Origin of the sequence: Massilia sp. AB1, assembly GCF_018119385.1 — a bacterium.
Taxonomy (GTDB): Bacteria; Pseudomonadota; Gammaproteobacteria; order Burkholderiales; family Burkholderiaceae_D; genus Telluria.
Genome location: NZ_JAGKSG010000055.1, coordinates 1 through 23,777 on the forward strand (window position 1 = coordinate 1; position 23,777 = coordinate 23,777).

Genomic DNA, 23,777 nt, shown 5'->3' on the forward strand with positions numbered 1-23,777 from the left:
ATTACGTTTCCATGTGTTGTTTTTTGGCCCCCCCCCCCGGGGCCGGGCGCGGGGCGCCGGGGCTCACGCCCCACTAACTATAGACAGTCACAGACCTTCAAAGTTCGGCTTGCGCTTCTCAAGGAAGGCCGACATGCCCTCTTTCTGCGCCGGGGTGCCGAAGCCGGCGTGGAAGTAGCGGCGCTCATAGCGCACTGCTTCCGTCAGCGGCATCTGGTAAGCCTGGTTGACGCAATCCTTGATCTGCATCGCGACCGACACCGGCATATCCGCGATGCCCTGCGCCACCTTGAGCGCCTCTTCCATCACGCTCTCGGCCGGGTACACGCGCGACACCAGGCCGGTGCGCTCTGCTTCCGCGGCGTCGATCATCCGGGTGGTCAGCAGCAGGTCCATGGCCTTCGACTTGCCGATCGCGCGCGGCAGACGCTGGGTGCCGCCTGCGCCCGGGGTGACGCCGACCTTGATCTCCGGCTGGCCGAACTTGGCGCTGTCCGCGGCGATCAGGAAGTCGCACATCATGGCCAGCTCGCAGCCGCCGCCCAGGCAGTAGCCCGACACGACGCCGATCACCGGCTTGCGGATGTTCAGGATGTGTTCCCAGTTGCGGCCAATATAGTTACCCGGATAGGTATCCGCCGCATAGGTGTAATTCGCCATGGCCGCGATGTCCGCGCCGGCGGCGAAGACCTTCTCGCTGCCGGTCAGCACGATGACGTGCACGGCCGGGTCGGCGTCGAACTTGTACAGCGCGTCGCCCAGTTCGTTCATCATGTTGTCGTTCAGCGCATTCATCGCCTTCGGACGGTTCAGGCGGATCACGGCGACCTTGCCGTGCTGTTCGATCAGCAGATCTGCATATTCCATGTGACATCCCTTCAGTGGTTTAGACGGTTTGGCCGCGATTGTAACGTCTCGGATCGCGCCGAACACAGGTATGATTACTAATTCAGCAATATCTGTGTGAGAACACCATCAAGAACTGGCTGCAGAAGCGCATCGCCGCCGACTCGGTGATGCACAACCCCGACTTCCGCCGCTTCTGGTTCAGCAGCATCCTGGCCCATTTCGGCGCCCAGATCACGCTGCTGGCCCTGCCGATCTGCGCGGTCCTGATGCTGCACGCCAGCCCGGCCCAGATGGGCACCCTGGCCGCCTTCGAGTCCCTCCCCTTCCTGCTGTTCGGGCTTCCCTCCGGCGTCCTGCTGGACCGCAGCCGCCGCCTTCCCGTCATGATGTGCAGCGACCTGATGGTGGCGATCGCCCTTGCCAGCGTGCCCCTGGCCTGGTGGGTCGGCCTGCTCAGCATCCATTGGCTGTACGCGGTCGGCTTCGTGATCGGCGCCGGCCATGTGGTGGGCGGCAGCGCCGAGCAGGTCTTCCTCACCTTCCTGGTCGGACGCGAGGGCCTGGTCGACGCCCAGGCCAAGTTCGCTTCCACCGAATCCGCGGCGCGCGTGGTCGGCCCGGGCATGGCGGGCGGCCTGGTGCAGCTGATGGGCGCGCCGCTCGCCATCTTGTGCAATGTGGCCGGCTTCGTGGTGTCGCTGCTGAACCTGCGCCGCATCCGGGCGCGCGAACCGCAACCGCCGCCTTCGCAGGCGCATCCGCTGCGCGACATCCAGGAAGGCCTGGCTTTCGTCTGGAACCAGCCGCTATTGCGCACCCTGGCGTGGGTGTCGGCCTGCTGGCACCTGCTCTTTTATGGCTACACAGCGCTGCACGTGCTGTTCGCCACTCGCGTGCTCGGGATGACGCCAGGAACCATGGGACTGGCGAACATGCTCGGCGGCGCCGGGGTGCTGGCGGCCTCGCTGCTGGTCAAGCCCTTGTCGCGGCGCTTCGGCACCGGCGGCGGCATCCTGATCGGGCTGTGCGTGTCGGCGCTCGGCTTCGCCCTGGTGCCGGCCATCCCCGCGGGTCCGGGCGGCGACGCGGGATGGACCGTCGCGGCCTACGCGATCGTGGTGTTCTGGATCGACTGCGGCGCCACCTTGTTCTTCGTCCCCTACATCGCACTGCGCCAGCGCGTGACGCCGGACGCGGTACTCGGCCGCATGGTGGCCACCATGCGCGCGCTGACCGTGGCCGCCGCGCCGCTGGGCGCGCTGCTTGCCGGCGCCCTGGGCCAAGGCTTCGGCGTGCGCGAAGGCCTGGGCTGCATCGCCGCGGGCGCCATCGTCCTGGCTGCTGCCACGGTGTACGGCACCAGCCTGCGCAGCGTGAAAGAGTAAAGCCTTCGGCGTGGCCAGGTTCGCTGATTCAGCGCGCAGCCTGGGCCGGCGCGGCTTTCGGCAGCAGCACCCACAGCTGGCCGGGCTGCTTCATCAGGCCCGCGTTCTCGACCGCTTCCGGCCCGAAGCCGTAGAAGAAGTCGGCGCGCGCCGCGCCGCGGATCGCCCCGCCCGTGTCCTGGCCCATCACCAGGCGCTGCAGCGGCGCGCCGTCTTTCGGGAAGGTGGTCGACAGGTAGATCGGCGCGCCCAGCGGCAGGATGGTTCTGTCGATGGCGACCGAGCGTCCCGGCGTCAAGGGGACATTGAGCGAGCCGCGCGGGCCCACGTTCGGGTCCGTCACCTTCTCCTCGCGGAAGAAGATATAGCTGGGATTGACGTTGAACAGCTCCTGGCGGCGCTCGGGATTGGCGGCCAGCCAGGCGCGGATCGACTGGGCCGAGACCTGGTCGGCGGTCATGATGCCCTGCTCGACGAACCAGCGGCCGATGGCTTTGTAGGGATGGCCGTTCTGGTCGCCATAGGCGACACGCACGGTTTCGCCGGTATCCAGCTGCACGCGGCCCGAGCCCTGCACTTCCAGGAAGAAGGCCTCGACCGGATCGTTCACCCACAGCAGTTCCTTGCCCGCCAGCGGCGCACGCACGATCTCGGCGCGGCTGCTGTAGGGCACTACGGTCTTGCCCTGCAGGCGGCCGCGCAGGCGCCGGCCCTTGAGGTCCGGGTAGACGCTGCCCAAGTCGATGGTCAGCAGGTCGTCCGGCACGCGGTAGAGCGGGGTCTGGTACTCGCCCCCGCGCTTGCGGGCGCCGTAGAGCATGGCTTCGTAATAGCCGGTGATCAGGCCGACGTCGGCCCCATCCGGGTTGCGCACCATGTTCGGCACAAAATTCGCCTCGAAATAGCTGCGGATGGCGGCGCCGTCCTGGGCGTCGACCGTGCGCGCGGCCGCGCAGGGAGCGGCCCAGTCGGCGCGCGACGCCAGTACCCGGCAGGACTGCATGAAGGCCGGCCAGGCCTGGCGCAGGTCATCCTGCTGCCAGCCGGGCAGCGCACTGAAGTCGACCGGGGTCATGGGCGGCGCGGGCGGCGGAGGCTGCACCGGCGGCACCACGACGGGGCCCAGCGGCGGCGGCATCCTGATGTCCGGCTGGCCCGGCGGCGGGCTTGGCACGGGCGGCTGCGGAGGCTGCGGCGGGGCCGGCGGCTGCGGCGTGGTCGAACAGGCGCTCAGGAAGGCGACGAGAGCAAGCGAAGCGGGTACACTGCGGCGTGTCGAAAGCATAAGGACCGATATGTGGATCTTGATGGTGGAAGCCGGCGTGGCGCTGTTCCTGCTTGTATTTATCGTCTGGTGGACGATGTTCGCCGGCAGGAAGGATGTCGACCGCGACAACGATAAAACGGACTCCTGATCAGTGCAAGGTGCGCGGCAGCGAGAGCAGGAACTCGGGAATCGTGACCTCGAAGCGGTGGCCGTCCTCGGCCACGCAGAAGTATTCGCCGCCCATCGAGCCCTGCGGCGTGGCGATCTGGGTGCCGCTCGAGTAGTCGAACTGTTCGCCCGGCTGCAGCAGCGGCTGGTGGCCGACCACGCCGAGTCCCCGTACTTCCTGAACTTTATTGTTGGCATCGGTGATCACCCAGTGACGTGAGATCAGCTGCGCGGCGATGTCGCCCGTGTTCTTGATCGTGATCGCGTAGGCGAACACGAAATGGTCCTTGTCCGGGTTGGACTGGTCTTCCAGGTACTGCGTTCGGACGGTGACGGCGAAATCGTAAACAGGCATGGGTTTTCCTTGCGTAATTCTGTTTGCCCTACAGGGCGGCGCTGTGTGGCGCAAACGACAATCATACCCCCTGCCGCCGATTCAGGTCGCCTGCGCGCTGCGCCTTGCCGTGGTGCAGCGTAAAATAGCGGCTTCCCTTTACCAGCATTGCCATCATGACCACCTATCGCATCGCTCCCAGCATCCTGTCCGCCGATTTCGCCCGCCTGGGCGAGGAAGTGCGCAATGTCGTCGCCGCCGGCGCCGACATCATCCACTTCGACGTGATGGACAACCACTACGTTCCGAACCTGACCATCGGCCCGCTGGTATGCCAGGCGATCCGTCCGCACGTGCAGGTGCCGATCGACGTGCACCTGATGGTCAAGCCAGTCGACCGCATCATCCCGGACTTCGCCAAGGCCGGCGCCGACATCATCACCTTCCACCCGGAAGCCTCGGAGCACATCGACCGCACCCTGCAGCTGATCCGCGACAACGGCTGCAAGGCCGGCCTGGTGTTCAACCCGCACACCCCGCTGCACTACCTGGAGCACGTGATGGACAAGATCGATATGATCCTGATCATGTCGGTCAACCCGGGCTTCGGCGGCCAGTCCTTCATCCCGCAGGCGCTGAAGAAGATCGCGATGGCGCGCCGCATGATCGACGAATCCGGCCGCGACATCATGCTGGAGGTGGATGGCGGCATCAAGGCCGACAACATCGCCGAAGCCGCCGCCGCGGGCGCCGACACCTTCGTCGCCGGCTCGGCCATCTTCGGCAAGCCGGACTACAAGGCCGTGATCGACGCCATGCGCGGCGAGCTGGCCAAGGTCGGTAAATAAGGATGCGCGCCGGCGCAGCGGCGATCAAGGCCGCCATCATCGACCTGGACGGCACCATGCTCGACACGGTGCCCGATTTCGAGGCGGCCCTGAATGGCATGCGTCTAGAGCTCGGCCTGGGTCCCATCACCCAGGCCATCATCAAGCCCATGGTGGGCAAGGGTTCCGAGAAGCTGGTGCGCGACGCGCTGCTGCTCGACTGGGACGCGGAACGCGTGGATGCGGCGCATCCTGACGCGATGGCCGCCTACCAGCGCCACTACCTGGCCATCAACGGCGACCGCAGCACCCTGTTCGACGGCGTGACCGAAGGCCTGGAAGCGATGCGCGCCGCCGGCCTGCGCCTGGTCTGCGTGACCAACAAGCCGGTCGCCTTCACCCTGCCGCTGCTCGACCAGAAGGGATTGGCGCCGTATTTCGAGCAGGTGTTCGGCGGCGATTCCTTCGCCAAAAAGAAGCCGGACCCGATGCCGATGCTGGGGGCCTGCGCCGCGCTGGACCTGCCGCCGTCGAGCGTCGTGGCCATCGGCGACTCGTCCAACGACGCCGAAAGCGCGCGCGCCGCGGGCTGCTATGTGCTCACCGTGCCATATGGTTATAACCACGGACGGCCTATACAAGAAATTAATTCTGATGGTATAGTGAGTTCGCTGCTGGATGCGGCAACTTTGATCATCGCGCACAATCGCACCGTCAACTGAACTTATCTATACATGTTCTTCACCAAAAAACACACTGTCAACCAGACCGGCGCCCTTGAGGCCTGGCTGTGGCGACGCTGGCAATCCTGGGCTAACTGAACCCGTCTTGATTGCTGCCGGCTGCATTCGTCCACCGGCAGGTTTTTTGAAGTGAACCACCGCCCTCTTCCCTCATGGGCGGCCTGGAGAAGAACATGACCGAACTCGAATTCAAATCGCTGGCCAACCAGGGCTACAACCGCATTCCGCTCATCGCCGAAGCCTTCGCCGATCTCGAGACCCCGCTCACGCTCTACCTCAAGCTGGCCCAGTCCCAGCAGACCGGCAAGAACACCTTCCTGCTGGAGTCGGTCGTCGGCGGCGAGCGTTTCGGCCGCTTCTCCTTCATCGGCCTGCCGGCCCACACCCTGGTGCGTACCAGCGGCAAGCGCACCGAGGTGGTCAAGCGCGGCGACGTGATCGAGACCTTCGATGGCAATCCGCTCGACTTCATCGAGCAGTACCAGGGCCGCTTCAAGGTGGCGCTGCGCCCCGGCCTGCCGCGCTTCTGCGGCGGCCTGGCCGGCTACTTCGGCTACGACACCGTGCGCCACATCGAGCGCAAGCTGGCCGACAGCTGCCCGCCGGATGAACTGGGCCTGCCGGACATCCAGCTGATGCTGACCGAAGAACTGGCGGTGATCGACAACCTGTCGGGCAAGCTCTACCTGATCGTCTACGCCGACCCGTCGCAGCCGGAAGCCTACGCCAAGGCGCGCCAGCGCCTGAAGGACCTGCGCATGATGCTGCGCCGGAGCGTGGATGCGCCGGTGACGTCCAGCTCGGTGCGCACCGAAGCCGTGCGCGACTTCAGCAAGGAAGACTACCTGAAGGCGGTGGCCCGCGCCCACGAATACGTGATGGCCGGCGACCTGATGCAGGTGCAGATCGGCCAGCGCATCCGCAAGCCCTACGTGGACTCGCCGCTGTCGCTGTACCGCTCGCTGCGTTCGCTGAACCCGTCGCCCTACATGTACTACTATAACTTCGGCGACATGCAGATCGTCGGCGCCTCGCCGGAGATCCTGGTGCGCAACGAAGCCTTGCCGGAGGGAGGCAAAAAGGTCACTTTGCGCCCGATCGCGGGAACGCGTCCGCGCGGCTCGACGCCCGAGCGCGACGCCGAGCTGGCGGACGAGCTGCTGTCCGATCCGAAGGAAGTCGCCGAGCACGTGATGCTGATCGACCTGGCGCGCAACGACATCGGCCGCATCGCCCAGACCGGCAGCGTCAAGGTCACCGACCGCATGGTGATCGAGAAGTATTCGCACGTGCAGCACATCGTCTCCAACGTGGAGGGCGTGCTGAAGGACGGCATGTCCAACCTCGACGTGCTGCGCGCCACCTTCCCGGCCGGCACCCTGACCGGCGCGCCGAAAGTGCGCGCGATGGAAGTGATCGACGAGCTCGAGCCAGTGAAGCGCGGCATCTACGGCGGCGCCTGCGGCTACCTGTCCTTTGGCGGCGAGATGGACGTCGCGATCGCGATCCGCACCGGCGTGATCAAGGACGGCAACCTCTACGTGCAGGCCGCGGCCGGCATCGTGGCCGACTCCATTCCCGAGATGGAATGGCAGGAAACCGAGAACAAGGCGCGCGCCGTGCTGCGTGCGGCCGAGCAGGTGCAAGACGGCCTGGATGGGGAGTTCTGACATGCTTTTGATGATCGATAACTACGACTCGTTCACCTACAACATCGTCCAGTATTTCGGCGAGCTGGGCGAAGAGGTGGTCACCGTGCGCAACGACGAGATCACGCTGGAGCAGATCGAAGCGATGCGGCCCGAGCGCATCTGCATCTCGCCGGGACCGAAGGCGCCCAAGGATGCCGGGCTGTCGCTGGACATCCTGCGCGAGTTCAAGGGCAAGCTGCCGATCCTGGGCGTGTGCCTGGGACACCAGGCGATCGGCGAAGCGTTCGGCGGCAAGGTGATCCGCGCCAAGCAGGTCATGCACGGCAAGACCTCGCTGATCGCGCATACCGGCGAAGGTGTGTTCAAGGATCTGCCGACGCCATTTACGGTGATCCGCTACCACTCGCTGGCTATCGAGCGCTCCTCGCTGCCGGATTGCCTGGAAGTGACGGCGTGGACCGACGACGGCGAGATCATGGGTGTGCGGCACAAGGAGTTCGACATCGAAGGGGTGCAGTTCCATCCCGAGTCGATCCTGTCCGAGCATGGCCATACGCTGCTCAAGAATTTCCTGACGCGCTGATTCGAGCCACCAGCCCCTGAACCGTCGTTCCGGCGAAGGCCGGAACCCAAGTCCGCCGCGCACCACCTGCTTCGAGCGCAGTCGCTACGCACGCAAACTTGGATCCCGGCCTTCGCCGGGATGACGGAGTAACGCAGACGTTCACTCTTAGAGAATACTGGACCCGCCATGCCGATCACCCCACAAGAAGCCCTGCTGCGCTGCATCGAACACCGCGAGATCTTCCACGACGAGATGCTGCACCTGTTCCGCCAGATTATGTCCGGCGAAATGTCCCCCACCATGATCGCCGCCCTGACCATGGGCCTGCGCGTGAAGAAGGAAACCATCGGCGAGATCACCGCCGCCGCCCAGGTGATGCGCGAATTCTCGACCAAGGTGCCGATGGCCGACACCACCAACCTGCTCGACATCGTCGGCACCGGCGGCGACGGCGCCAACACCTTCAATATTTCCAGCGCCTCGATGTTCGTGGCCGCCGCCGCCGGCGCGCGCATCGCCAAGCACGGCGGGCGCAGCGTATCCTCGTCCTCGGGCAGCGCCGACGTGATCGAGGCCCTGGGGGCCCACATCGACCTGAAGCCCGAACAGATCGCCCAGTCGATCGCCCAGACGGGCATCGGCTTCATGTTCGCGCCCAACCACCACGCCGCCATGAAGTTCGCCGCGCCGGTGCGCCGCGAGATGGGCGTGCGCACCATCTTCAACATCCTGGGCCCGCTGACCAACCCGGCCGGCGCGCCCAATATCCTGATGGGCGTGTTCCACCCCGACCTGGTCGGCATCCAGGTGCGCGTGCTGCAGCGCCTCGGCGCCCAGCATGCGATGGTGGTCTGGGGCCGCGACAACATGGACGAAGTTTCGCTCGGCGCCGGCACCCTGGTCGGCGAGCTGATCGACGGCGAGATCCGCGAGTACGAAATCCACCCGGAAGACTACGGCATGCAGATGATCTCCAGCCGCAACCTGAAGGTGGCCGACAAGAACGAATCGAAGACCCGCGTGCTCGAAGCCCTGCGCGGCGAACCGGGCCCGGCGACCGACATCGTGGCCCTAAACGCCGGCACCGCGCTGTATGCTGCCGGCGTCACGCCTTCCATCGAGGAAGGCCTGGCCAAGGCGCGCGAGGCCATCTCGTCCGGCGCGGCGCTGGCCAAGCTTGACCAGTTCGTCGGCGTCACCCGCCAGCTCGGCGGGGTGGCCTGATGTTCGGCATCCAGGACCTGGGCGTCTTCATCGCCGCCGGCCTGATGCTCAACCTGATGCCGGGCCCGGATTCGCTGCTCATCATGACCCGCAGCGCCACCCAGGGCTGGCGCGCCGGTTCGGCCGCGGCGCTGGGCATCGGCGCCGGCACCTTCGTGCACATCTTCGCCGCCGCCCTGGGCCTGTCGGCCGTACTCGCGACCTCGGCCACCGCCTTCACCGTGGTCAAGCTGGTGGGCGCCGCCTACATCCTCTACATGGCCTTCGGCCTGTTGCGCAGCAAGCCGCGCGACGCGGCGGCGGAAGCGGCCCCGGACTTGCCTGTGCTGCCCTACCGGAAGATCTTCGCGCAGGGCTTCCTGACGAATGTCCTGAACCCGAAGGTGGCCCTGTTCTTCCTGGCCTTCGTGCCCCAGTTCATCGGGGCCGATGCGCCGAACAAGGCGCTGGCCTTCATTGTCCTGGGCTGCATCTTCAACATCAACGGCACGCTCTATTGCCACCTGCTGGCCGTGTTCACCGCCCAGGCCAGCGCGCGCCTCAAGCCGCCCGCCGCCGTCACCCTGTGGCTCAACCGCGCCACCGGCGGCCTGTTCGTCTGGCTCGGCGTCAAGCTGGCGCTCTCGAAGCAACACTAAAGGTTTTCCATGTCCGACATCCTGAACAAGATCCTGGCCGTCAAGGCCGACGAAGTGGCGGCCGCCAAGAAGCAGCGCGACCTGTATAGCCTGCGCAGCGAGGTCGAGAGCGACCAGGAAGCGCGCCGCGCACTGCGTGGCTTCGAGCACAGCCTGCGCGCGAAAATCGCCGCCGGCCAGGCCGGCGTGATCGCCGAGGTCAAGAAAGCGTCGCCGTCCAAAGGCGTGCTGCGTCCGGACTTCCAGCCCGCCGCGATCGCACAGAGCTATGCCGAACACGGCGCGGCCTGCCTGTCGGTGCTGACCGACGCGCAGTTCTTCCAGGGTTCGCCCGACTACCTGCGCCAGGCGCGCGCCGCCTGCGCCCTGCCGGTGCTGCGCAAGGACTTCATGGTCGACCTCTACCAGGTGTACGAGGCGCGCGCCATGGGCGCCGATGCGATCCTGCTGATCGTCTCGGCTCTCGACCATGGCCTGATGGCCGAACTCGAAGCCTGCGCGCTCGAGCTGGGCATGGACGTGCTGGTCGAAGTGCACGACGGCGAGGAACTGGACGCGGCCCTGAAGCTGCGCACGCCGCTGGTGGGCATCAACAACCGCAACCTGCGCACTTTTGACGTCACGCTCGACACCACCCTGGGCCTGCTCGACCGCATCCCGCAAGACCGCCTGGTGGTGACCGAATCGGGCATCCTGGGACCGGACGACGTGGCACGCATGCGCGCGGCGAACGTCCATGCCTTCCTGGTCGGCGAAGCCTTCATGCGCGCCGAGAACCCGGGACGCGAGCTGCAGCGCCTGTTCGAATAGTGTGGTTCAGCCGGCGCCGTGCGCCGGCTTCGCGTGCGCACTCGATGCGCAGCGGGTGCAGAAGCGCCGGTTGCGGATGTGGGCCGTCAGCAGCAGCACGCCGCTCAGCACCGCACCTGCCGCTTCGGCCATTTCGCCATAAACCGGGCTGAGGATGAAGACGGCGCCCAGGAAGCTGCCCAGGCCCAGGAAGCCCAGCACCAGGACCGCCGGGTCGCGGTGGCGCAAATAGCCGGGCAGCAGCGACAGCAGGACCGGGACGCTGACCGCGGCCAGGATGCTGTTGTGGAAGCTGTCGTGTTCGTGCGCCAGCCCCAGCATGGGGAAGGCCGCCATCAGCAGCGGCATCGCGAGGCAATGCACCAGGCAGAGGGCCGATGCCGTCATCCCGGCGTAGTCGCCGAACTTGATCAAGCTTTTCATTTCCCTCTCCTGGTTGTCGAACACGTTGGCGCGCTTGAGCCGATCAGAAGATCAGGCGCAGGCCCGCGGTCAGGTTGCGGCCGGTGAGAGGCGCCACTTCCTTGATGAAGGAAGTGTGGCTGAGCGCCAGCTCATCGGTCACGTTGTTGATGCGGGCATAGAGCTGGGCCGGCACGCCGCCGATGCGCGTGGTGTAGTGGGTGCCCAGGTTCAGCATGTTGTAGCCCGGCGTCGCGGTCTCGAAGTCGGCCACCTTGTCCTGCCGGCTCACGCGGTAGAACTCGACCAGACCGTGCCAGCGCTTCCACTCGCCGTCGAGCTTCACGCCGACGCGGTGCGCCGGAATGCGCGGCAGGTTGCCGGCGCCGCCGTCGAACTTGGCGCGCACGTAGTCGCCGAACACGGTGGCGCTGAGCAGCGGCGAGAACTTGTGGCGCAGTTCCCCTTCCAGGCCGGTGAAGGTGGCGTCGCGCTGGGCGTACTCGACCAGCTGGAAGCCCTCGACATCGTCCAGCGTGTGGGCGTAGATGTAGTTCTTGACGCGGTTGCGGAAGGCGCTCACCGACCAGGTGGTGTCGCCCTCGAACTTGCGGAAGGTGAGGTCGAGATTGTTCGAGGTTTCCTTTTTCAGGTCCTGGTTGCCGAGCTCGAAGGTGCTGGTGGCCAGGTGCACGCCGTCCGCGTACAGCTCTTCGGCGGTGGGCAGGCGGTGGCTGCGCGACAGCGAGCTGCGCAGCGAATAATCCTTGCCCAGCTTCCAGACGGCGCCGACCGAGACCGAGGTGCCCTTGGATTCGTGGTCGCGCAGGGCGCCGGCGACGTCGATGTCCTGCCATTCGTGGCGCGCGGCGGCTTCGAAGCGCCAGGCGTCCAGCTTGTATTCCTCGGTCACGAATACCGCATGCTTCTTGGTGACGCTGGACGGCACATAGGCTTCGTCGCCAAGCGCGCTGAAGTCTCGCTTGCTGGTCTGGGCGCCGGCCACGCCGCGCCAGCCTGCCAGCGGCGCATGCACGGCTTCGACGCGCAGGTCGCGGCCCTTGTTCAGGAAGGAAGTCGCGACCTGGCCCTCTTCCAGCTCGTCGTGCTGGTAGTCGGTGAGCGAGGCGCGCATGCGGATCTTGTCGATGCCGGCCACCGGGTTGCGGTATTCGCCGCGGATGTCCCAGCGGTCGCTGTTCATGCGCACGACCGGGACTTCCTCGCTGCCGTGTTCGTGCTCGTGCTCGTGGTCCTCTTCGCCTTCCTCTTCATGGCTGCCGCAGTGCAGCTGGGCGCCGTGCGGGTGGCAGCTCTCGAATTCGTGGCCGTGGCCGGGAATGCCGTATTCGGTGCGTTCCTTGGTGAAGGCCGCGCCCAGGTAGCCGTGTGCGCCGATCCAGGACAGGCCGACGGTGCCGGACTCGGTGTTCTTGAAGCTGCCGCCCACGCGTTTGCCTTCGGCCCAGCCGCTGCCGACGCGGTAGGGGTCGGCGTCGCGCTTGACGCCTTCGGCGTGCACGGCGATGTTGCCGGCGCCGCTGGTCACTTCAAATGCGCCGGTACGCTCGTGCGCGGCGGAATTGCCGCGCAATTCCATGCTGCCCTCGACCGCCTTGGACGGCATCTCGGTCGGGATCTTGCGGTCCAGGATGTTCACCACGCCGCCCACCGCGCCGCCGCCATAGGCCAGGGCCGAGGGGCCGCGCAGCACTTCGATGCGCTCGGCCAGGACCGGTTCGAAGGCGATCGCGTGGTCGGGGCTGATGGTGGAGGCGTCCTGCACTTCCGCGCCGTCCGACAGGATCTTCACGCGCGGGCCGTCCATGCCGCGGATCACCGGGCGGCTGGCGCCGGCGCCGAAGTGGCTGGAGGTGATGCCCGGCTGGTTGGCCAGGGTCTCGCCCAGCGTCGATTCGCGCGCGCGCACCAGTTCGGCGCCGCCGAGCGCGTTGACCGGGGTGATCATGTCGTCGCTCACCACGCCCAGCGCGCTGGCCGACACCACCACGGTCGGGATGCTGTCCGGATCCTTGGAATGCAAACGATCCTGGGCCGACTGGGCCTGGGCCGCCAGCGGGAAGGCCAGCATGAGGGCGAGCGTGAGCGGGGTGCGTTTGCAGGTACGGACAGACATGAGCTATTCCTTTGATGATGTAGAATAATGATAAGTCATTATCATTAGTGGCTAATGATAAGGCATTATCATTAAGAGCTCAAGTCTTTACTGGTCCGTGCGCACTCCTTCAGGTATTCTTCGCGTTATGCAACGCAATACACGTCAAAAAACCGCCATCCTGCATGCGATCGAGCATGCGCGCCGTCCGCTCTCTCCTCAGGAAGTCCTTGCCGAGGCCAGCCGCGACGTGAGCCAGCTGGGCATGGCGACCGTGTACCGCAACCTGAAGTCCCTGGTCGACGATGGCGCGCTGAAGGTGGTGACCCTGCCGGGCGAAAGCGCGCGCTACGAATCGACGACGGCGGCCGACCACCACCACCATCACTTCCAGTGCACCCAGTGCCAGCGCGTGTTCGACGTGCACGCCTGCCCCGGCGACATCGAGCACATGGCGCCGAAAGGCTTCAGCGTCGAGCGCCATGAACTGACGCTCTACGGCCGCTGCGCCGACTGCCTGAAGGCCGGCTGACCCTTCTTATTTGCCGAGCACGTTCAGCACCGCCAGGCTCATGGCCTGGGCGGCGGTCTTGATCGAGGGTTCCGGCACCGGCGCGTAGAACGGCGAGTGGTTGAAGGCGATCGGCTTGCCGCCCGGGCGCTCCGCCTCCGCCACTGTCTTCGGATCGTAGACGCCGGTGAAGAAGAACATCGAGGGCACGCCCTCGTTCACGAACATCGAAAAGTCCTCGCTGGCCGTCATGGCCGGCATGCGCTGCGCGTTGGCGGCGCCGAAGGCGTCCTTGAACACGGCTTCGGTCCGGTTCACCAGATCCGTGCTGTTGACGATGGCCGCGCCGCCTCCGCCCACCTGCACGTCGGGCGCCGGGGCGCCGGCCATCGCGGCGGAAGCATTGGCGATGCGGCGCACGCCTTCCAGCAGCTTGGCGCGCACCTGCGGGCTGTAGGAGCGAATGGTGCCGCGCACCTGCACGCTGTCGGGGATGATGTTGCCCACCGTGCCGCCCTGGATCGCGCCGATGGTCACGACGCCGAATTCCTTGGGGTCCTTCTCGCGGCTGACCACGGTCTGCACGTCCACCACGAAGCGCGCGGCGATGGCGATCGGGTCGATGGTCTTGTCCGGCGCCGAGCCGTGGCCGCCGCGGCCCTTGAACACGATCTCGAGCGCGTCCGAGTTGGACGAGACCGGGCCGTCGTTGAAGCCCACGGTGCCGTGCGCCAGCGGCCAGGAATGCAGGGCGAAGGCGTAGTCGGGCTTGGGGAAGCGCTTGAACAGGCCGTCGTCCAGCATCGCCCTGGCGCCGGAGACGATCTCCTCGGCCGGCTGGCCGATGAACACCAGGGTGCCCTTCCATTGCGATTTCAGCTCCACCAGGGTGCGCGCCGCGCCCAGCCAGCTCGCCATGTGGATGTCGTGGCCGCAGCTGTGGGTGACGAAGCTTTCGCGGCCGCCGCTCACCGCCTTGGCGCGGCTCGCATACGGCAGGCCGGTCTTCTCTTCCATCGGCAGGCCGTCCATGTCGGTGCGCACCAGGACCGTCGGGCCCTTGCCGTTGCGCAGGACCGCGACCACGCCAGTCTTGCCCACCTTTTCGGTCACCTCGAAGCCGAGGGCGCGCATCTCGGCGGCCAGCTTGCCTGAGGTGCGCACTTCCTGGAAGGCGATCTCCGGATGGGCGTGCAAGTCCTTGTAGACCGTGTCGAGCCAGGGGTACATGGCGTTGACGCGGGCGGCGACCTCGCCCTTGAGCGGGGCGGCCTGCTGGGCCTGGGCCGGCAGGATGGACAAGGCGAGGATGGCGGCGGCGGCGATGCGGGTCGGGGTCAAGTCAGCCTCTGGTCGTGAAGTGGAGGATTACACTGCGCTGGGGCGCTTGATGGCGGCCGCGGACTTCTTGCCGGCCACCGCCTGCGCCAGGCTGATGCCCGGCACGCGGTCGCCCTGCAGGGTGAGCTCGAAGCTCATCAGTTCGTCGCGGCGGAAAGCGTGCACGGTCACCTTGTCGCCCACCCGGTAGCGGGAAAGCAGCGCATCGACGTTAGGCGGATTGCCGCTCACGCGCAGGCCATCGATGGCGATCACGACGTCCAGCGCCGACAGGCCGGCCTGGTGGGCGGGTCCGCCCTCGTGCACCTGGGTCAGCTTGGCGCCCAGCGGATCGCGGCCGATGCCGGCGTCCAGCGAAGGCTTGCCGTTCTTGCGCTCGTCCACCAGCTTGACGCCCAGCGGCGCATACAGCTTGGCCAGCGGCAGGTCCTCGAGTCCGCGCACGTAGCGCTCGAACATGCTCTTCAGTTTCAGGCCGCTGGCCTCGTCGAACAGCGCCTCGACTTCCGCTTCGGTCACGCCGCGGCCCACGGACGGGTAGAAATCGCGGCCGTAGCGTTCCCACAGGGCCAGCATCACGTCGTCCAGCGACTTGGCGCCATTGGTCTTGGCGCGGATGGTCAGGTCGAAGGCCAGTGCGATCAGCGAACCCTTGGTGTAGTAGCTGATGATGGCGTTGGCCGAGTTCTCGTCCTGGCGGTAGTACTTGCTCCAGGCGTCGAAGCTCGATTCGGCCACGCTCTGCTTGGTGCGGCCGCTGCCGCGCAGCACGCCGCCGATGGTCTTGGCCAGCAGCTTGAAATAGGTCGCCTCGCCGATGATCCCGCTGCGCACCAGCATCAGGTCGTCGTAGTAGCTGGTGAAGCCTTCGAACAGCCACAGGAGCGGGGTGTAGTTCTCGACCTGCAGGTCGTAGGGCGCGAACACCGCCGGCTTGATGCGCTTGACGTTCCAGGTATGGAAGTATTCATGGCTGCACAGGCCCAGGAAGCGCAGGTAGCCCTCGTTCGGCTCGGCGCTTTTGGGCGTGGCGGTGCTGGGCAGGTCGGCGCGCGCGCAGATCAGCGCGGTCGAGGCGCGGTGCTCCAGGCCGCCGTAGCCGTCGCCCACCGCCATGGTCATGAACACGTAGCGCTCCATCGGCGCCTTCTTCGATTTCGGCTCGAAGAAGGCGATCTGGGTTTCGCAGATGGCCTTCAGGTCGGCCTGCAGGCGCGCCATGTCCAGGTTGGGCACGCGGCCGGTGATCACGATGTCGTGCGGGATGCCGTGCGCCTTGAAGGTGGCCAGCTCGAAGTCGCCCATCTCGACCGGATGGTCGATCAGCTCGTCGTAGTTGGCCGCCACATAGGTGCCGAAGCCGTAGCGCTTGGCGCCCAGCTCGCGCATCGCGGTGGCCACGCGCCAGGTCCTGGCCGCCGGGTCGGCGGGGCGCTGGATGTCGGCCACGTGCGGCGTCTCTTCCTGGCCCACCGCGCGCAGGAACACGCTGGTGCCGTTGAAGAAGCCATGGGTCTGGTCGAGGTGGGCGGCGCGCACCGACAGGTCCCAGGCGTAGACCTCGTAGTGCACGCTCAAGGGGCCGGCGGACGGCGCGGCGCGCCAGCTATGCTTGTCCAGCTTGGTGAGCGCCACCGCCACGCCGCCGGCTTCGGCGCGGATGCGCACGATGTTGCGGGCGAATTCGCGGATCATGTAGCTGCCCGGGATCCAGGCCGGCAGCGCGAACACCTGCCCTTCCGGATCGGGGGCCGCGACCGTGAGGGTCACGTTGAACAGGTGGCCGGCCAGGTCCTTGGGGACGATGGTGTACTGGATTGCGGGCTGCTTTTTCTGGGATGTTTTTTTCATGATGGAGAATGCTCTCGCGCCGATTTTTTACCTAGTGTAATCGGATTCCCATGCATACAGCAAAACCGTCAGGACGCCAGGTCGGCCGGACTGTCGATATCACGCAGGATGCCCGGATCGCTCACCGCCACCTCGGTGACGGGGTGGAACGCCAGCAGGCGGCGCGCGCCCTGGTCGCCGCTGGACGCCAGCAGCGCGTCGAGATGCAGGGCGCCGAAGGCCACCGGATTGCCGCGCCGGCCCTCGAACACGGGCGCCGCGATACCCGCGCCTTCGTCGAGCGCACGGCGCAGGGCTTGCAGGGTCGATTCCCGGACAAAGGGCATGTCGCCCAGCGCCACCAGCCAGCCGCCGGCCGGCAGGGAATGGCGGATGGCGTGGGCCAGCGAGCGGCCCATGCCGCTGTCGGCATCGGGACAGGCCGTGACTTCGCAGCCGAGCGCGCGCAGCGCATCGGCCACGCCGCCATCGTCCGGCGGCACGACCGCGATCACGCGAGGAAAGACGGAAAGCAGGCGGCGCGCGCTGGCGGCGACGACCAGTTCGCCGCCGGGCAGGCGCTGCAGCAGCTTGTTGCGGACGCCGCCCGGGTCGAAGCGGCGCCCCCGGCCGGCGGCAAGCAGGATGCCGGCCCACTCACCCATCAGGCGGCCGTGAGGTCGAAAGGCAGCTTGCGCAGGCGCTTGCCGGTCAGGCGGAACACGGCATTGGCCAGCGCCGGCGCCAGCGGCGGCAGGCCGGGTTCGCCCAGGCCGGTCGGCGGGTCGTTCGAGGGCACGATGTGCACGTCGACCTGCGGCATGTCGCTGAGGCGCGCCACCGCGTAGTCGCCGAAGTTCTGCTGCTCGACCACGCCGTCTTTGAGCGTGATGGCGGCGTTCGGCAGGGTCATGCCCAGGCCCATCAGGGCCGCGCCTTCCACCTGGGCCGCGATCGACAGCGGATTCACCGGCTGGTTGCAGTGCACGCCGGCGGTGACCTTGTGCAGCCTGGGCGCGCCGTTGGCGATCGAGGCCTCGACCACGTAGGCGACCACGGTGTTGAAGGACTCGTGCACCGCCACGCCCCAGGCGCGGCCTTTCGGCAGGGTCTTCTTGCCGTAGCCGGACTTGGCGACCGCCAGGTCGAGCGCGGCCAGGTGGCGCACGTGCTTCTCGCCCATCAGCTTCTTGCGGTAGGCCACCGGGTCCATCTTCGCCAGGTGGGCCGCCTCGTCGATCAGCGTCTCCATCACGAAGGCGGTGTGGGTCGAGCCCACCGAGCGCCACCACAGCACCGGCACGTTGGCCTTCACCGCGTGCACGGTAAGCTGCATCGGCACCGCATAGGGTTCGCCCATGCCTTCGATCGTGGTGCCGTCCACGCCGTTCTTGATCATCATCGGCGCGAACAGGGTGCCGTCCATGATCGACTGGCCGACGATCTTGTGGTCCCAGGCCAGGATCTCGCCCTTGGCGTCCAGGCCGATCTCCGCGCGGTGCACATAGGCCGGGCGGTAGTAGCCGGCCTTGATGTCGTCTTCGCGGCTCCACACCAGCTTGACCGGCTCCGCATGGCCCTTCGCGCGCCATTCTTTGGCCACGCGCACGGTGTCGCCGATCCAGTCCGAGTTCGGCACCGCGCGCCGGCCGAAGCCGCCGCCCGCCGTCATGGTGTTGATCGTCACCTGTTCCGGCTTGATGCCCAGGATCTTGGCGGCGACCTGCTGGTCCACGGTCTGGAACTGGGTGCCGGCCCAGATGGTGCAGGCATCGCCCTTGAGCTCGACCACGCAGTTGAGCGGCTCCATCGGCGCGTGCGCCAGGTAGGGGAATTCGTAGATGGCCGAGATGCGCTGGGCGCTGGCGGCCAGCTTCGATACGTCGGCCTGGCGCGCCACGGCGCCGCCCTCGGCCTTGGCCAGGGCAAGGTACTCGGCCAGCTGCTTGTCGGAGCTGAGCTTCTCGACCGCCGCGTCGTCCCAGTCGACCTTCAGCGCGTCGCGGCCCTGCTTGGCGGGCCAGTAGCCCTCGGCCACCACGGCCACGCCGCGCGCGCCGCGGTCCAGGTCCACTTCGAACACGTCGATCACGCCCTTGACAGCGCGCGCCGCGGCCGCGTCCACGCGCGCCACCTTGGCGCCGAACACCGGCGGACGCGCCACCAGCACGGTCCTGGCGTTGGCCGGCTTGAAGTCGATGCCGAACTGCTGCTTGCCGGTGGATTTGGCGCGAGCGTCGATGCGGCGGGTCGGCTTGCCGATGTAGCGGAACTGTTTCGGTTCCTTGAGCGTAACGGTGGCCGGCACCGGCTGCTTCATCGCCGCCTCGGCCAGCGCGCCGTAGCTGGCCTTCTGGCCGGCCGGGCCGATCACCATGCCCTTCTCGGTGCGCAGCTGGGCCGGCGCCACCTTCCACTGCTCGGCGGCTGCCGCCACCAGCATGGCGCGGGCGCGGGCGCCGATCTCGCGGTACTGGATGTAGGAACGGCTGATCGAGCCGGAGCCGCCGGTGATCTGGATGCCGAAAGCCGGGTCTTTATAGACCTCGCCGGCCGGGGCCAGCTCGCCGCGCATCTGCGACCAGTCGGCGTCCATCTCCTCGGCGATCAGCATCGGCAGCGAGGTCTGCACGCCCTGGCCGAATTCGAGGCGGTTGACGATCACGGTGATGGTGTTGTCCGGCGCCACGCGCAGGAAGGCGTTCGGGGCGTAGACCTTGGCCGGGTCGGCGGCCTGGGCGAACTTGTTCGAGCCGGGCAGGAAGAAGCCCAGCACCAGGCCGCCGGTGGCGGCAGCGCCGGCCTTCAGGAAGCCGCGGCGGGACGTGACTGCTTGCGGGAGCGCCTCCCGGTTGATCCATTCGATGCGCATGGCGGCCTCCTCAGGCGATCGTCTTGGCCGCGTCCTTGATGGCCGCGCGGATGCGTTGGTAGGTGCCGCAGCGGCAGATGTTGCCGCTCATGGCGTTGTCGATGTCGGCGTCGCTGGGGCGCTTGTTGGTGCGCAGCAGCGCGGTGGCGCTCATCACCTGCCCGCTCTGGCAGTAGCCGCACTGCGGCACGTCGTGCTTGACCCAGGCGTCCTGCACCGCCTTGCCGACCTTGTCGTTCTCCATCGCTTCGATGGTGGTGATCTTCTGGCCGGTGGCGGCCGAGATCGGGGTGATGCAGGAACGGATCGGCGCGCCGTTCAGGTGCACGGTGCAGGCGCCACACAGGGCGGCGCCGCAGCCGAACTTGGTGCCGGTCATGTTCAGGTTGTCGCGCAGCGCCCAGAGGATGGGCGTGGAGGGATCGGCGTCGACCTGCAGGTCGCGCCCGTTGATGTTCAAGGTGACCATGTACTGCTCCCTGTTTTGGTGTTGCGGTTTTGACGGCTTATGGACGGTTACGGCACTCAAAAACCATCGCCCCGGCAGAGCCTGGGGCGACGTTCATGCGTTAATTGTGTACGGCATGGGAACTGCTTATTTCTCTTCCAGCGACGACAGCTTCGATTCCAGCGCCTTCAGGTCGACCGCGCCCGGAATGCGGGTGCCGTCGGTGAAGAAGATCGCGGGGGTACCCGTGATCTTCAGCTTCTGTCCCAGGGCGACGATCTTGTCGTTCGGGGTCTCGCAGGCGGCCGGGGCGGCCGGCGGGACCTTGCCGTTGATCATCCAGTCATCCCAGGCCTTGACGCGGTTCGGCGCGCACCAGATGTTCTTCGACTTCACGAACGAATCCTCGGACAGGATGTTGTACATGAAGGTGTAGATGGTGACGTTGTCGAGCTCCTTGAGCGTGGTCTGGCGCAGGCGCTTGCAGTAGCCGCAGTTCGGGTCCTCGAACACGGCGATCACGCGCTTGCCGTTGCCCTTGACCTGCTTCATCGCCATTTCCAGCGGCAGCTCGTTGAACTTGATCTTGTTGATGTCGTCGATGCGCTCGCGCGTCAGGTTGCGCGAGGACTTGGCGTCGTAGACATGGCCGATGAATAGGTACTCGCCCTTCTTATCGGTGTACAGGATGTCGCCCGCCACCCGCACTTCGTACAGGCCGGCGTAGGGCGTTTCCTTGACCGCTTCGATCTTGGCGCCGCCCAGGCGCGGCTCGAGCGCCTTCTTGATATTGGCCTCGACCGTGTTCTGCGCATCGACGCAGGATGCCATCAGCCCCGTCGCCAGCAGGACGGCGAGCTTGGTTTTCAACATGTTCGTTCCTTAGAGTGTGGACTTGCCCATGGCGTGCGCCATCAGGCGTCGCTTTACCGATGGCAATTTATCGAGCAAGTTTAATCCGAAATTGCGCACCACGCGCAGGGGTTCGAGATTGGCGCCGAACAAACGTTCGAGCCCGTCGGTCGCGATCTGCATCAGCAGCACGTCTTCCTTGCGCTTGCGGGCGTAGCGCGCCAGCACCCGTTCGTCGGCGATGCCGCGGCGGTCCTCGCGCTCCTTGATGGCGTCGAGCAGGTCGACCAGGTCGGCGAAGCCCAGGTTCATGCCGTGGCCTGCCAGCGGGTGCACGGCGTGGGCCGCGTCCCCGACCAGGGCCACGCGCGGGGCGGTGATGGCGTGCGGGCGCACCAGCGCCAGCGGCACCGCCTTGACGTCCTCCGGCTGCAGGGGGCGCAGGGCGCCCAGCTTGTCCTCGGCGTATTCGGCCAGGCGGATCGCCAGCTCGCCGAGCGATTCGTCCATCAAGGTCTCGGCCAGGGTCTCGGGCGCCGACCAGACCAGCGACACGCGCTTGCCCGGCAGCGGCAGCAGCGCGATGATGCCGTCGGCGCAGGTGAACCACTGGTAGGCCACGCCATGGTGCGGCTTGTCGCAGGCGAAATTGGTGACGATGGCGCGCTGGTGGTACATGCGGTAGTCGACGCCGATGTCGCACTGCCCGCGCACCCAGGATTCGCGTCCGTCCGCCCCGACCACCAGTTCGCAGTCGATCTTGCGGCCGTCTTCCAGGCGCACCCCGGCGCCCAGTTCGCCGCAGCTCAGGTCGACGGCGCAGCCGCTGACCACGTGCACGTTGTGGGAAAACTTGATCGCCGCATCCAGCGCCTGGTTCAGGTTGCTGTCCTCGACGATCCAGGCCAGGGTGCCGACGTGGGCGCCGAAGGCGTCGAAGCCCAGGTTGCCGCCCTGCTCGCCGTCGCCGCGGATATCCATCGCGTCCACCGCCTGCACCCGCGCCAGGTCGAGCGCGCCCCAGACCTTCAGCGAGGCCAGCAGGCTGTGCGCCGTGTGGTTGAGCGCGTAAACACGCACGTCCCAGGGCTTGTCGGCGGCCGAGGAGACGCCGGCCGCCGTTTCCGGCGCAGGGCGCGCGGGCGGGACCAGCAGGGTCACGCTGTGCCCGGCCTGGGCGAAGCCGAGGGCGGCGGTCTTGGCGATGGCGCCGTTGCCGACGATGCAGACGTCGGTCTTGAACGTAGTGGTGATGGACGTGGTCATGAAGACATTATAACGAGATGGCAAGGGTGCGCCGGACTGCTGCGCGACCGCTTTTATCAGACAAGCATGCATTTCGGCATGCCGGGGGCTTGCGAAGCTGAAAATCCCTGGCTATAATCATGCCTCTCTTGGCCTGGTAGCTCAGTTGGTAGAGCAGAGGATTGAAAATCCTTGTGTCGGTGGTTCGATTCCGCCCCGGGCCACCAAGAATTCAAGAAACGCCGATCCTCCCAGGTCGGCGTTTTTGCTTTCCAGCACCTCTCCCCTTTTCGGTTCCCAATGCAATGCCCGCGGATCGGCGGCAATCTTGCGCATATAGCAATAGCTAACTGCAACATGTAGGATAGCCCTTCATCTGTTGCTCTCGGGAGATCGTTCCATGCCGTATGCGCGCATCGTGGTCCTGACGATCCTGGCGCTGGTCGCATTCGCAGGAAATTCCCTGCTTTGCCGGGCCGCGCTGTCCCGCACCCACATCGATGCCGCCAGCTTCACGAGCGTGCGCCTGCTCTCGGGCGCGCTCGTGCTATGGGTGCTGGTATGGCTGCGCGGCGGCGCCCGGGCCGGCAGGGGCAACTGGCTGTCCGCGCTGGCGCTGTTCGCCTATGCGGCCGGCTTTTCCTTCGCCTACCTCCAGCTGTCCGCCGCAGCCGGCGCCCTGATCCTGTTTGGCGCGGTCCAGACCACGATGATCGCCCACGGTCTCCGGTCGGGCGAGCGCCTGCGCGGCGCCCGGCTCGCGGGTCTGCTGCTGGCCAGCGCCGGCCTGGCCGGACTGCTGCTGCCCGGCTTGTCCGCACCGCCATTGACGGGCGCCCTGCTCATGCTGGGCGCCGGCGCCGCCTGGGGCGTGTATTCGGTGCGCGGCAAGGGCACGGGTGACCCTCTCCAGGTCACGGCGGGAAACTTCCTGCGTTCCGTCCCGATGGCGCTTGGCTTGAGTTTGCTGCTGCTGCGCGGCGCCGCCTTCGACCCGGCCGGGAGCTGGTACGCCTTCCTGTCCGGCGCCCTCACCTCCGGCGTCGGTTACGCCATCTGGTATGCGGCCTTGCCTTCCCTGAGATCGACGACCGCAGCCGCGGTGCAACTGAGCGTTCCCGTGCTTGCAGGGTTGGGTGGCGTTGTCTTGCTGGACGAGCCTGTTACGCTGCGGCTGCTGGCCGCATCGGTCGCGATCCTGGGCGGCATTGCGCTGGTGGTCCTGGCCGGCCAGCGCGGCCAGGCCTGAGCCATGTTTGCCGGTGCACGCGGCGCCGTTTGCCTATACTGAAAATAGCGGGGACCGTCCCCGCTCTTGTCCAGTGAAGGAGTCGATCATGACGCGCAAACTCATCGATTGCCGGGAATTCCCGAGCGATATGGGGTGCACGGTCGCCATCGCGGCCGACAGCGAAGAAGAGCTGTTACAGGCCGCGGTGGAACACGCGGTGTCGGTGCATCATCACAGCGATTCGCCGGAACTGCGCCAGCAGCTGCGGCAGCTGTTCAAGGACGGCACGCCGCCCGAGCATCCGCCGATGCCCGGCCAGGCGGGCGGGGGCCGCGCCCGCCCCCCCCCCCCCCCGGGGGGGGGGGGGGGGGGGGGGGAAAAAAACCCCCCCCCCGGGGGGGGGGGGGGGGCGCGGGGCGGGCGGGGGGGGGGGGGGGCGCCCCCCCCCCCCCCCCCCCCCCCCCCCC

The 23,777-nt window shown here is 66.9% G+C and carries 23 protein-coding genes, 1 tRNA gene and 1 pseudogene; 13 read left to right on the forward strand and 12 right to left on the reverse strand.

Translation table 11 applies throughout. From position 1 onward, the window contains the following. Nucleotides 1-87: 87 nt before the first annotated feature. Nucleotides 88-867, reverse strand: a complete 780-nt coding sequence (locus tag J8847_RS21315; RefSeq protein ID WP_211526689.1) for an enoyl-CoA hydratase — start codon at nt 865-867, stop codon at nt 88-90. 149 nt (nt 868-1,016) lie between these two features. On the opposite strand from J8847_RS21315, the gene J8847_RS21320 reads away from it, so the two are divergent. Continuing rightward, complete coding sequence (locus J8847_RS21320) at nt 1,017-2,234, forward strand: MFS transporter (RefSeq protein ID WP_211526690.1); 1,218 nt, start codon at nt 1,017-1,019, stop codon at nt 2,232-2,234. 28 nt (nt 2,235-2,262) lie between these two features. On the opposite strand, the gene J8847_RS21325 is transcribed toward J8847_RS21320, so the two are convergent. Continuing rightward, nucleotides 2,263-3,468, reverse strand: a complete 1,206-nt coding sequence (locus tag J8847_RS21325; RefSeq protein WP_373888843.1) for a murein transglycosylase A — start codon at nt 3,466-3,468, stop codon at nt 2,263-2,265. Here J8847_RS21325 and J8847_RS24545 point away from each other — a divergent pair. Further along, on the forward strand, nt 3,377-3,649 hold the full coding sequence (locus J8847_RS24545; protein WP_373888844.1) for a hypothetical protein: 273 nt from the start codon (nt 3,377-3,379) through the stop codon (nt 3,647-3,649). The two genes, J8847_RS21325 and J8847_RS24545, sit on opposite strands and share 92 nt — an antisense overlap. Here J8847_RS24545 and apaG read toward each other — a convergent pair whose 3' ends face one another. Continuing rightward, the gene (gene apaG, locus J8847_RS21330; protein ID WP_211526692.1) at nt 3,650-4,024 is read right to left on the reverse strand and encodes a Co2+/Mg2+ efflux protein ApaG; all 375 of its coding nucleotides are present in this window, start codon (nt 4,022-4,024) and stop codon (nt 3,650-3,652) included. Nucleotides 4,025-4,179: 155 nt separating this feature from the next. Here apaG and rpe point away from each other — a divergent pair, with 155 nt between their 5' ends. The 7 genes from rpe (at nt 4,180) to trpC (ending at nt 10,462) form a co-directional block, all read left to right on the forward strand. Beyond that, nucleotides 4,180-4,851 carry a ribulose-phosphate 3-epimerase gene (gene rpe, locus J8847_RS21335; protein WP_036205697.1) on the forward strand — a complete coding sequence of 224 codons (672 nt, stop codon included), beginning with the start codon at nt 4,180-4,182 and terminating at the stop codon, nt 4,849-4,851. Between the two features lie 2 nt (nt 4,852-4,853). Continuing rightward, a complete protein-coding gene (locus tag J8847_RS21340; RefSeq protein WP_211526693.1) occupies nt 4,854-5,552 on the forward strand; it encodes a phosphoglycolate phosphatase in 699 nt (232 codons plus the stop codon). A gap of 194 nt (nt 5,553-5,746) precedes the next feature. Further along, the gene (trpE, locus tag J8847_RS21345; RefSeq protein ID WP_211526694.1) at nt 5,747-7,243 is read left to right on the forward strand and encodes an anthranilate synthase component I; all 1,497 of its coding nucleotides are present in this window, start codon (nt 5,747-5,749) and stop codon (nt 7,241-7,243) included. 1 nt (nt 7,244) lies between these two features. Beyond that, nucleotides 7,245-7,808, forward strand: coding sequence for an aminodeoxychorismate/anthranilate synthase component II (locus tag J8847_RS21350; protein ID WP_211526695.1), 564 nt, complete (start codon nt 7,245-7,247; stop codon nt 7,806-7,808). 168 nt (nt 7,809-7,976) lie between these two features. Next, complete coding sequence (trpD, locus tag J8847_RS21355) at nt 7,977-9,014, forward strand: anthranilate phosphoribosyltransferase (RefSeq protein WP_211526696.1); 1,038 nt, start codon at nt 7,977-7,979, stop codon at nt 9,012-9,014. Continuing rightward, nucleotides 9,014-9,652 carry a LysE family translocator gene (locus J8847_RS21360; RefSeq protein WP_211526697.1) on the forward strand — a complete coding sequence of 213 codons (639 nt, stop codon included), beginning with the start codon at nt 9,014-9,016 and terminating at the stop codon, nt 9,650-9,652. Before trpD ends, J8847_RS21360 begins: the two co-directional genes overlap by 1 nt. A 9-nt stretch (nt 9,653-9,661) precedes the next feature. Next, nucleotides 9,662-10,462, forward strand: a complete 801-nt coding sequence (gene trpC, locus J8847_RS21365; RefSeq protein ID WP_211526698.1) for an indole-3-glycerol phosphate synthase TrpC — start codon at nt 9,662-9,664, stop codon at nt 10,460-10,462. Between the two features lie 6 nt (nt 10,463-10,468). Here trpC and J8847_RS21370 read toward each other — a convergent pair whose 3' ends face one another. Further along, entirely contained in the window at nt 10,469-10,885 is a 417-nt protein-coding gene (locus J8847_RS21370) for a MerC domain-containing protein (RefSeq protein ID WP_211526699.1), read from the reverse strand. A 43-nt stretch (nt 10,886-10,928) separates the two neighbouring features. After that, complete coding sequence (locus J8847_RS21375) at nt 10,929-13,001, reverse strand: TonB-dependent receptor domain-containing protein (RefSeq protein WP_211526700.1); 2,073 nt, start codon at nt 12,999-13,001, stop codon at nt 10,929-10,931. A gap of 127 nt (nt 13,002-13,128) precedes the next feature. Between J8847_RS21375 and J8847_RS21380 the strand changes: the two genes are divergently transcribed. Beyond that, nucleotides 13,129-13,512, forward strand: coding sequence for a Fur family transcriptional regulator (locus J8847_RS21380; RefSeq protein ID WP_211526701.1), 384 nt, complete (start codon nt 13,129-13,131; stop codon nt 13,510-13,512). A 6-nt stretch (nt 13,513-13,518) separates the two neighbouring features. On the opposite strand, the gene J8847_RS21385 is transcribed toward J8847_RS21380, so the two are convergent. The 7 genes from J8847_RS21385 to J8847_RS21415 all read right to left on the reverse strand — a co-directional run bounded on the left by J8847_RS21385 (nt 13,519) and on the right by J8847_RS21415 (nt 22,100). Then, a complete protein-coding gene (locus tag J8847_RS21385; RefSeq protein WP_211526702.1) occupies nt 13,519-14,832 on the reverse strand; it encodes an amidohydrolase in 1,314 nt (437 codons plus the stop codon). 27 nt (nt 14,833-14,859) lie between these two features. Beyond that, on the reverse strand, nt 14,860-16,683 hold the full coding sequence (locus tag J8847_RS21390) for a M61 family metallopeptidase (protein WP_211526703.1): 1,824 nt from the start codon (nt 16,681-16,683) through the stop codon (nt 14,860-14,862). 68 nt (nt 16,684-16,751) lie between these two features. After that, the gene (locus tag J8847_RS21395) at nt 16,752-17,327 is read right to left on the reverse strand and encodes an NTP transferase domain-containing protein (protein ID WP_211526704.1); all 576 of its coding nucleotides are present in this window, start codon (nt 17,325-17,327) and stop codon (nt 16,752-16,754) included. Beyond that, nucleotides 17,327-19,534 carry a xanthine dehydrogenase family protein molybdopterin-binding subunit gene (locus J8847_RS21400; RefSeq protein WP_211526705.1) on the reverse strand — a complete coding sequence of 736 codons (2,208 nt, stop codon included), beginning with the start codon at nt 19,532-19,534 and terminating at the stop codon, nt 17,327-17,329. Before J8847_RS21400 ends, J8847_RS21395 begins: the two co-directional genes overlap by 1 nt. Nucleotides 19,535-19,544: 10 nt before the next feature. After that, a complete protein-coding gene (locus J8847_RS21405) occupies nt 19,545-20,003 on the reverse strand; it encodes a (2Fe-2S)-binding protein (protein ID WP_211526706.1) in 459 nt (152 codons plus the stop codon). Nucleotides 20,004-20,129: 126 nt separating this feature from the next. Next, nucleotides 20,130-20,855 carry a DsbC family protein gene (locus J8847_RS21410; protein ID WP_211526707.1) on the reverse strand — a complete coding sequence of 242 codons (726 nt, stop codon included), beginning with the start codon at nt 20,853-20,855 and terminating at the stop codon, nt 20,130-20,132. 9 nt (nt 20,856-20,864) lie between these two features. Further along, entirely contained in the window at nt 20,865-22,100 is a 1,236-nt protein-coding gene (locus tag J8847_RS21415; protein WP_211526708.1) for an FAD-dependent monooxygenase, read from the reverse strand. Nucleotides 22,101-22,230: 130 nt separating this feature from the next. Between J8847_RS21415 and J8847_RS21420 the strand changes: the two genes are divergently transcribed. The 3 genes and pseudogenes from J8847_RS21420 to J8847_RS24285 form a co-directional block, all read left to right on the forward strand. Continuing rightward, nucleotides 22,231-22,306: transfer RNA gene (locus J8847_RS21420), tRNA-Phe, on the forward strand. A gap of 173 nt (nt 22,307-22,479) precedes the next feature. After that, on the forward strand, nt 22,480-23,328 hold the full coding sequence (locus J8847_RS21425; RefSeq protein WP_211526709.1) for a DMT family transporter: 849 nt from the start codon (nt 22,480-22,482) through the stop codon (nt 23,326-23,328). A gap of 88 nt (nt 23,329-23,416) precedes the next feature. Continuing rightward, nucleotides 23,417-23,617, forward strand: a pseudogene (locus J8847_RS24285) (DUF1059 domain-containing protein); the annotation flags it as partial. Nucleotides 23,618-23,777 lie beyond the last annotated feature (160 nt).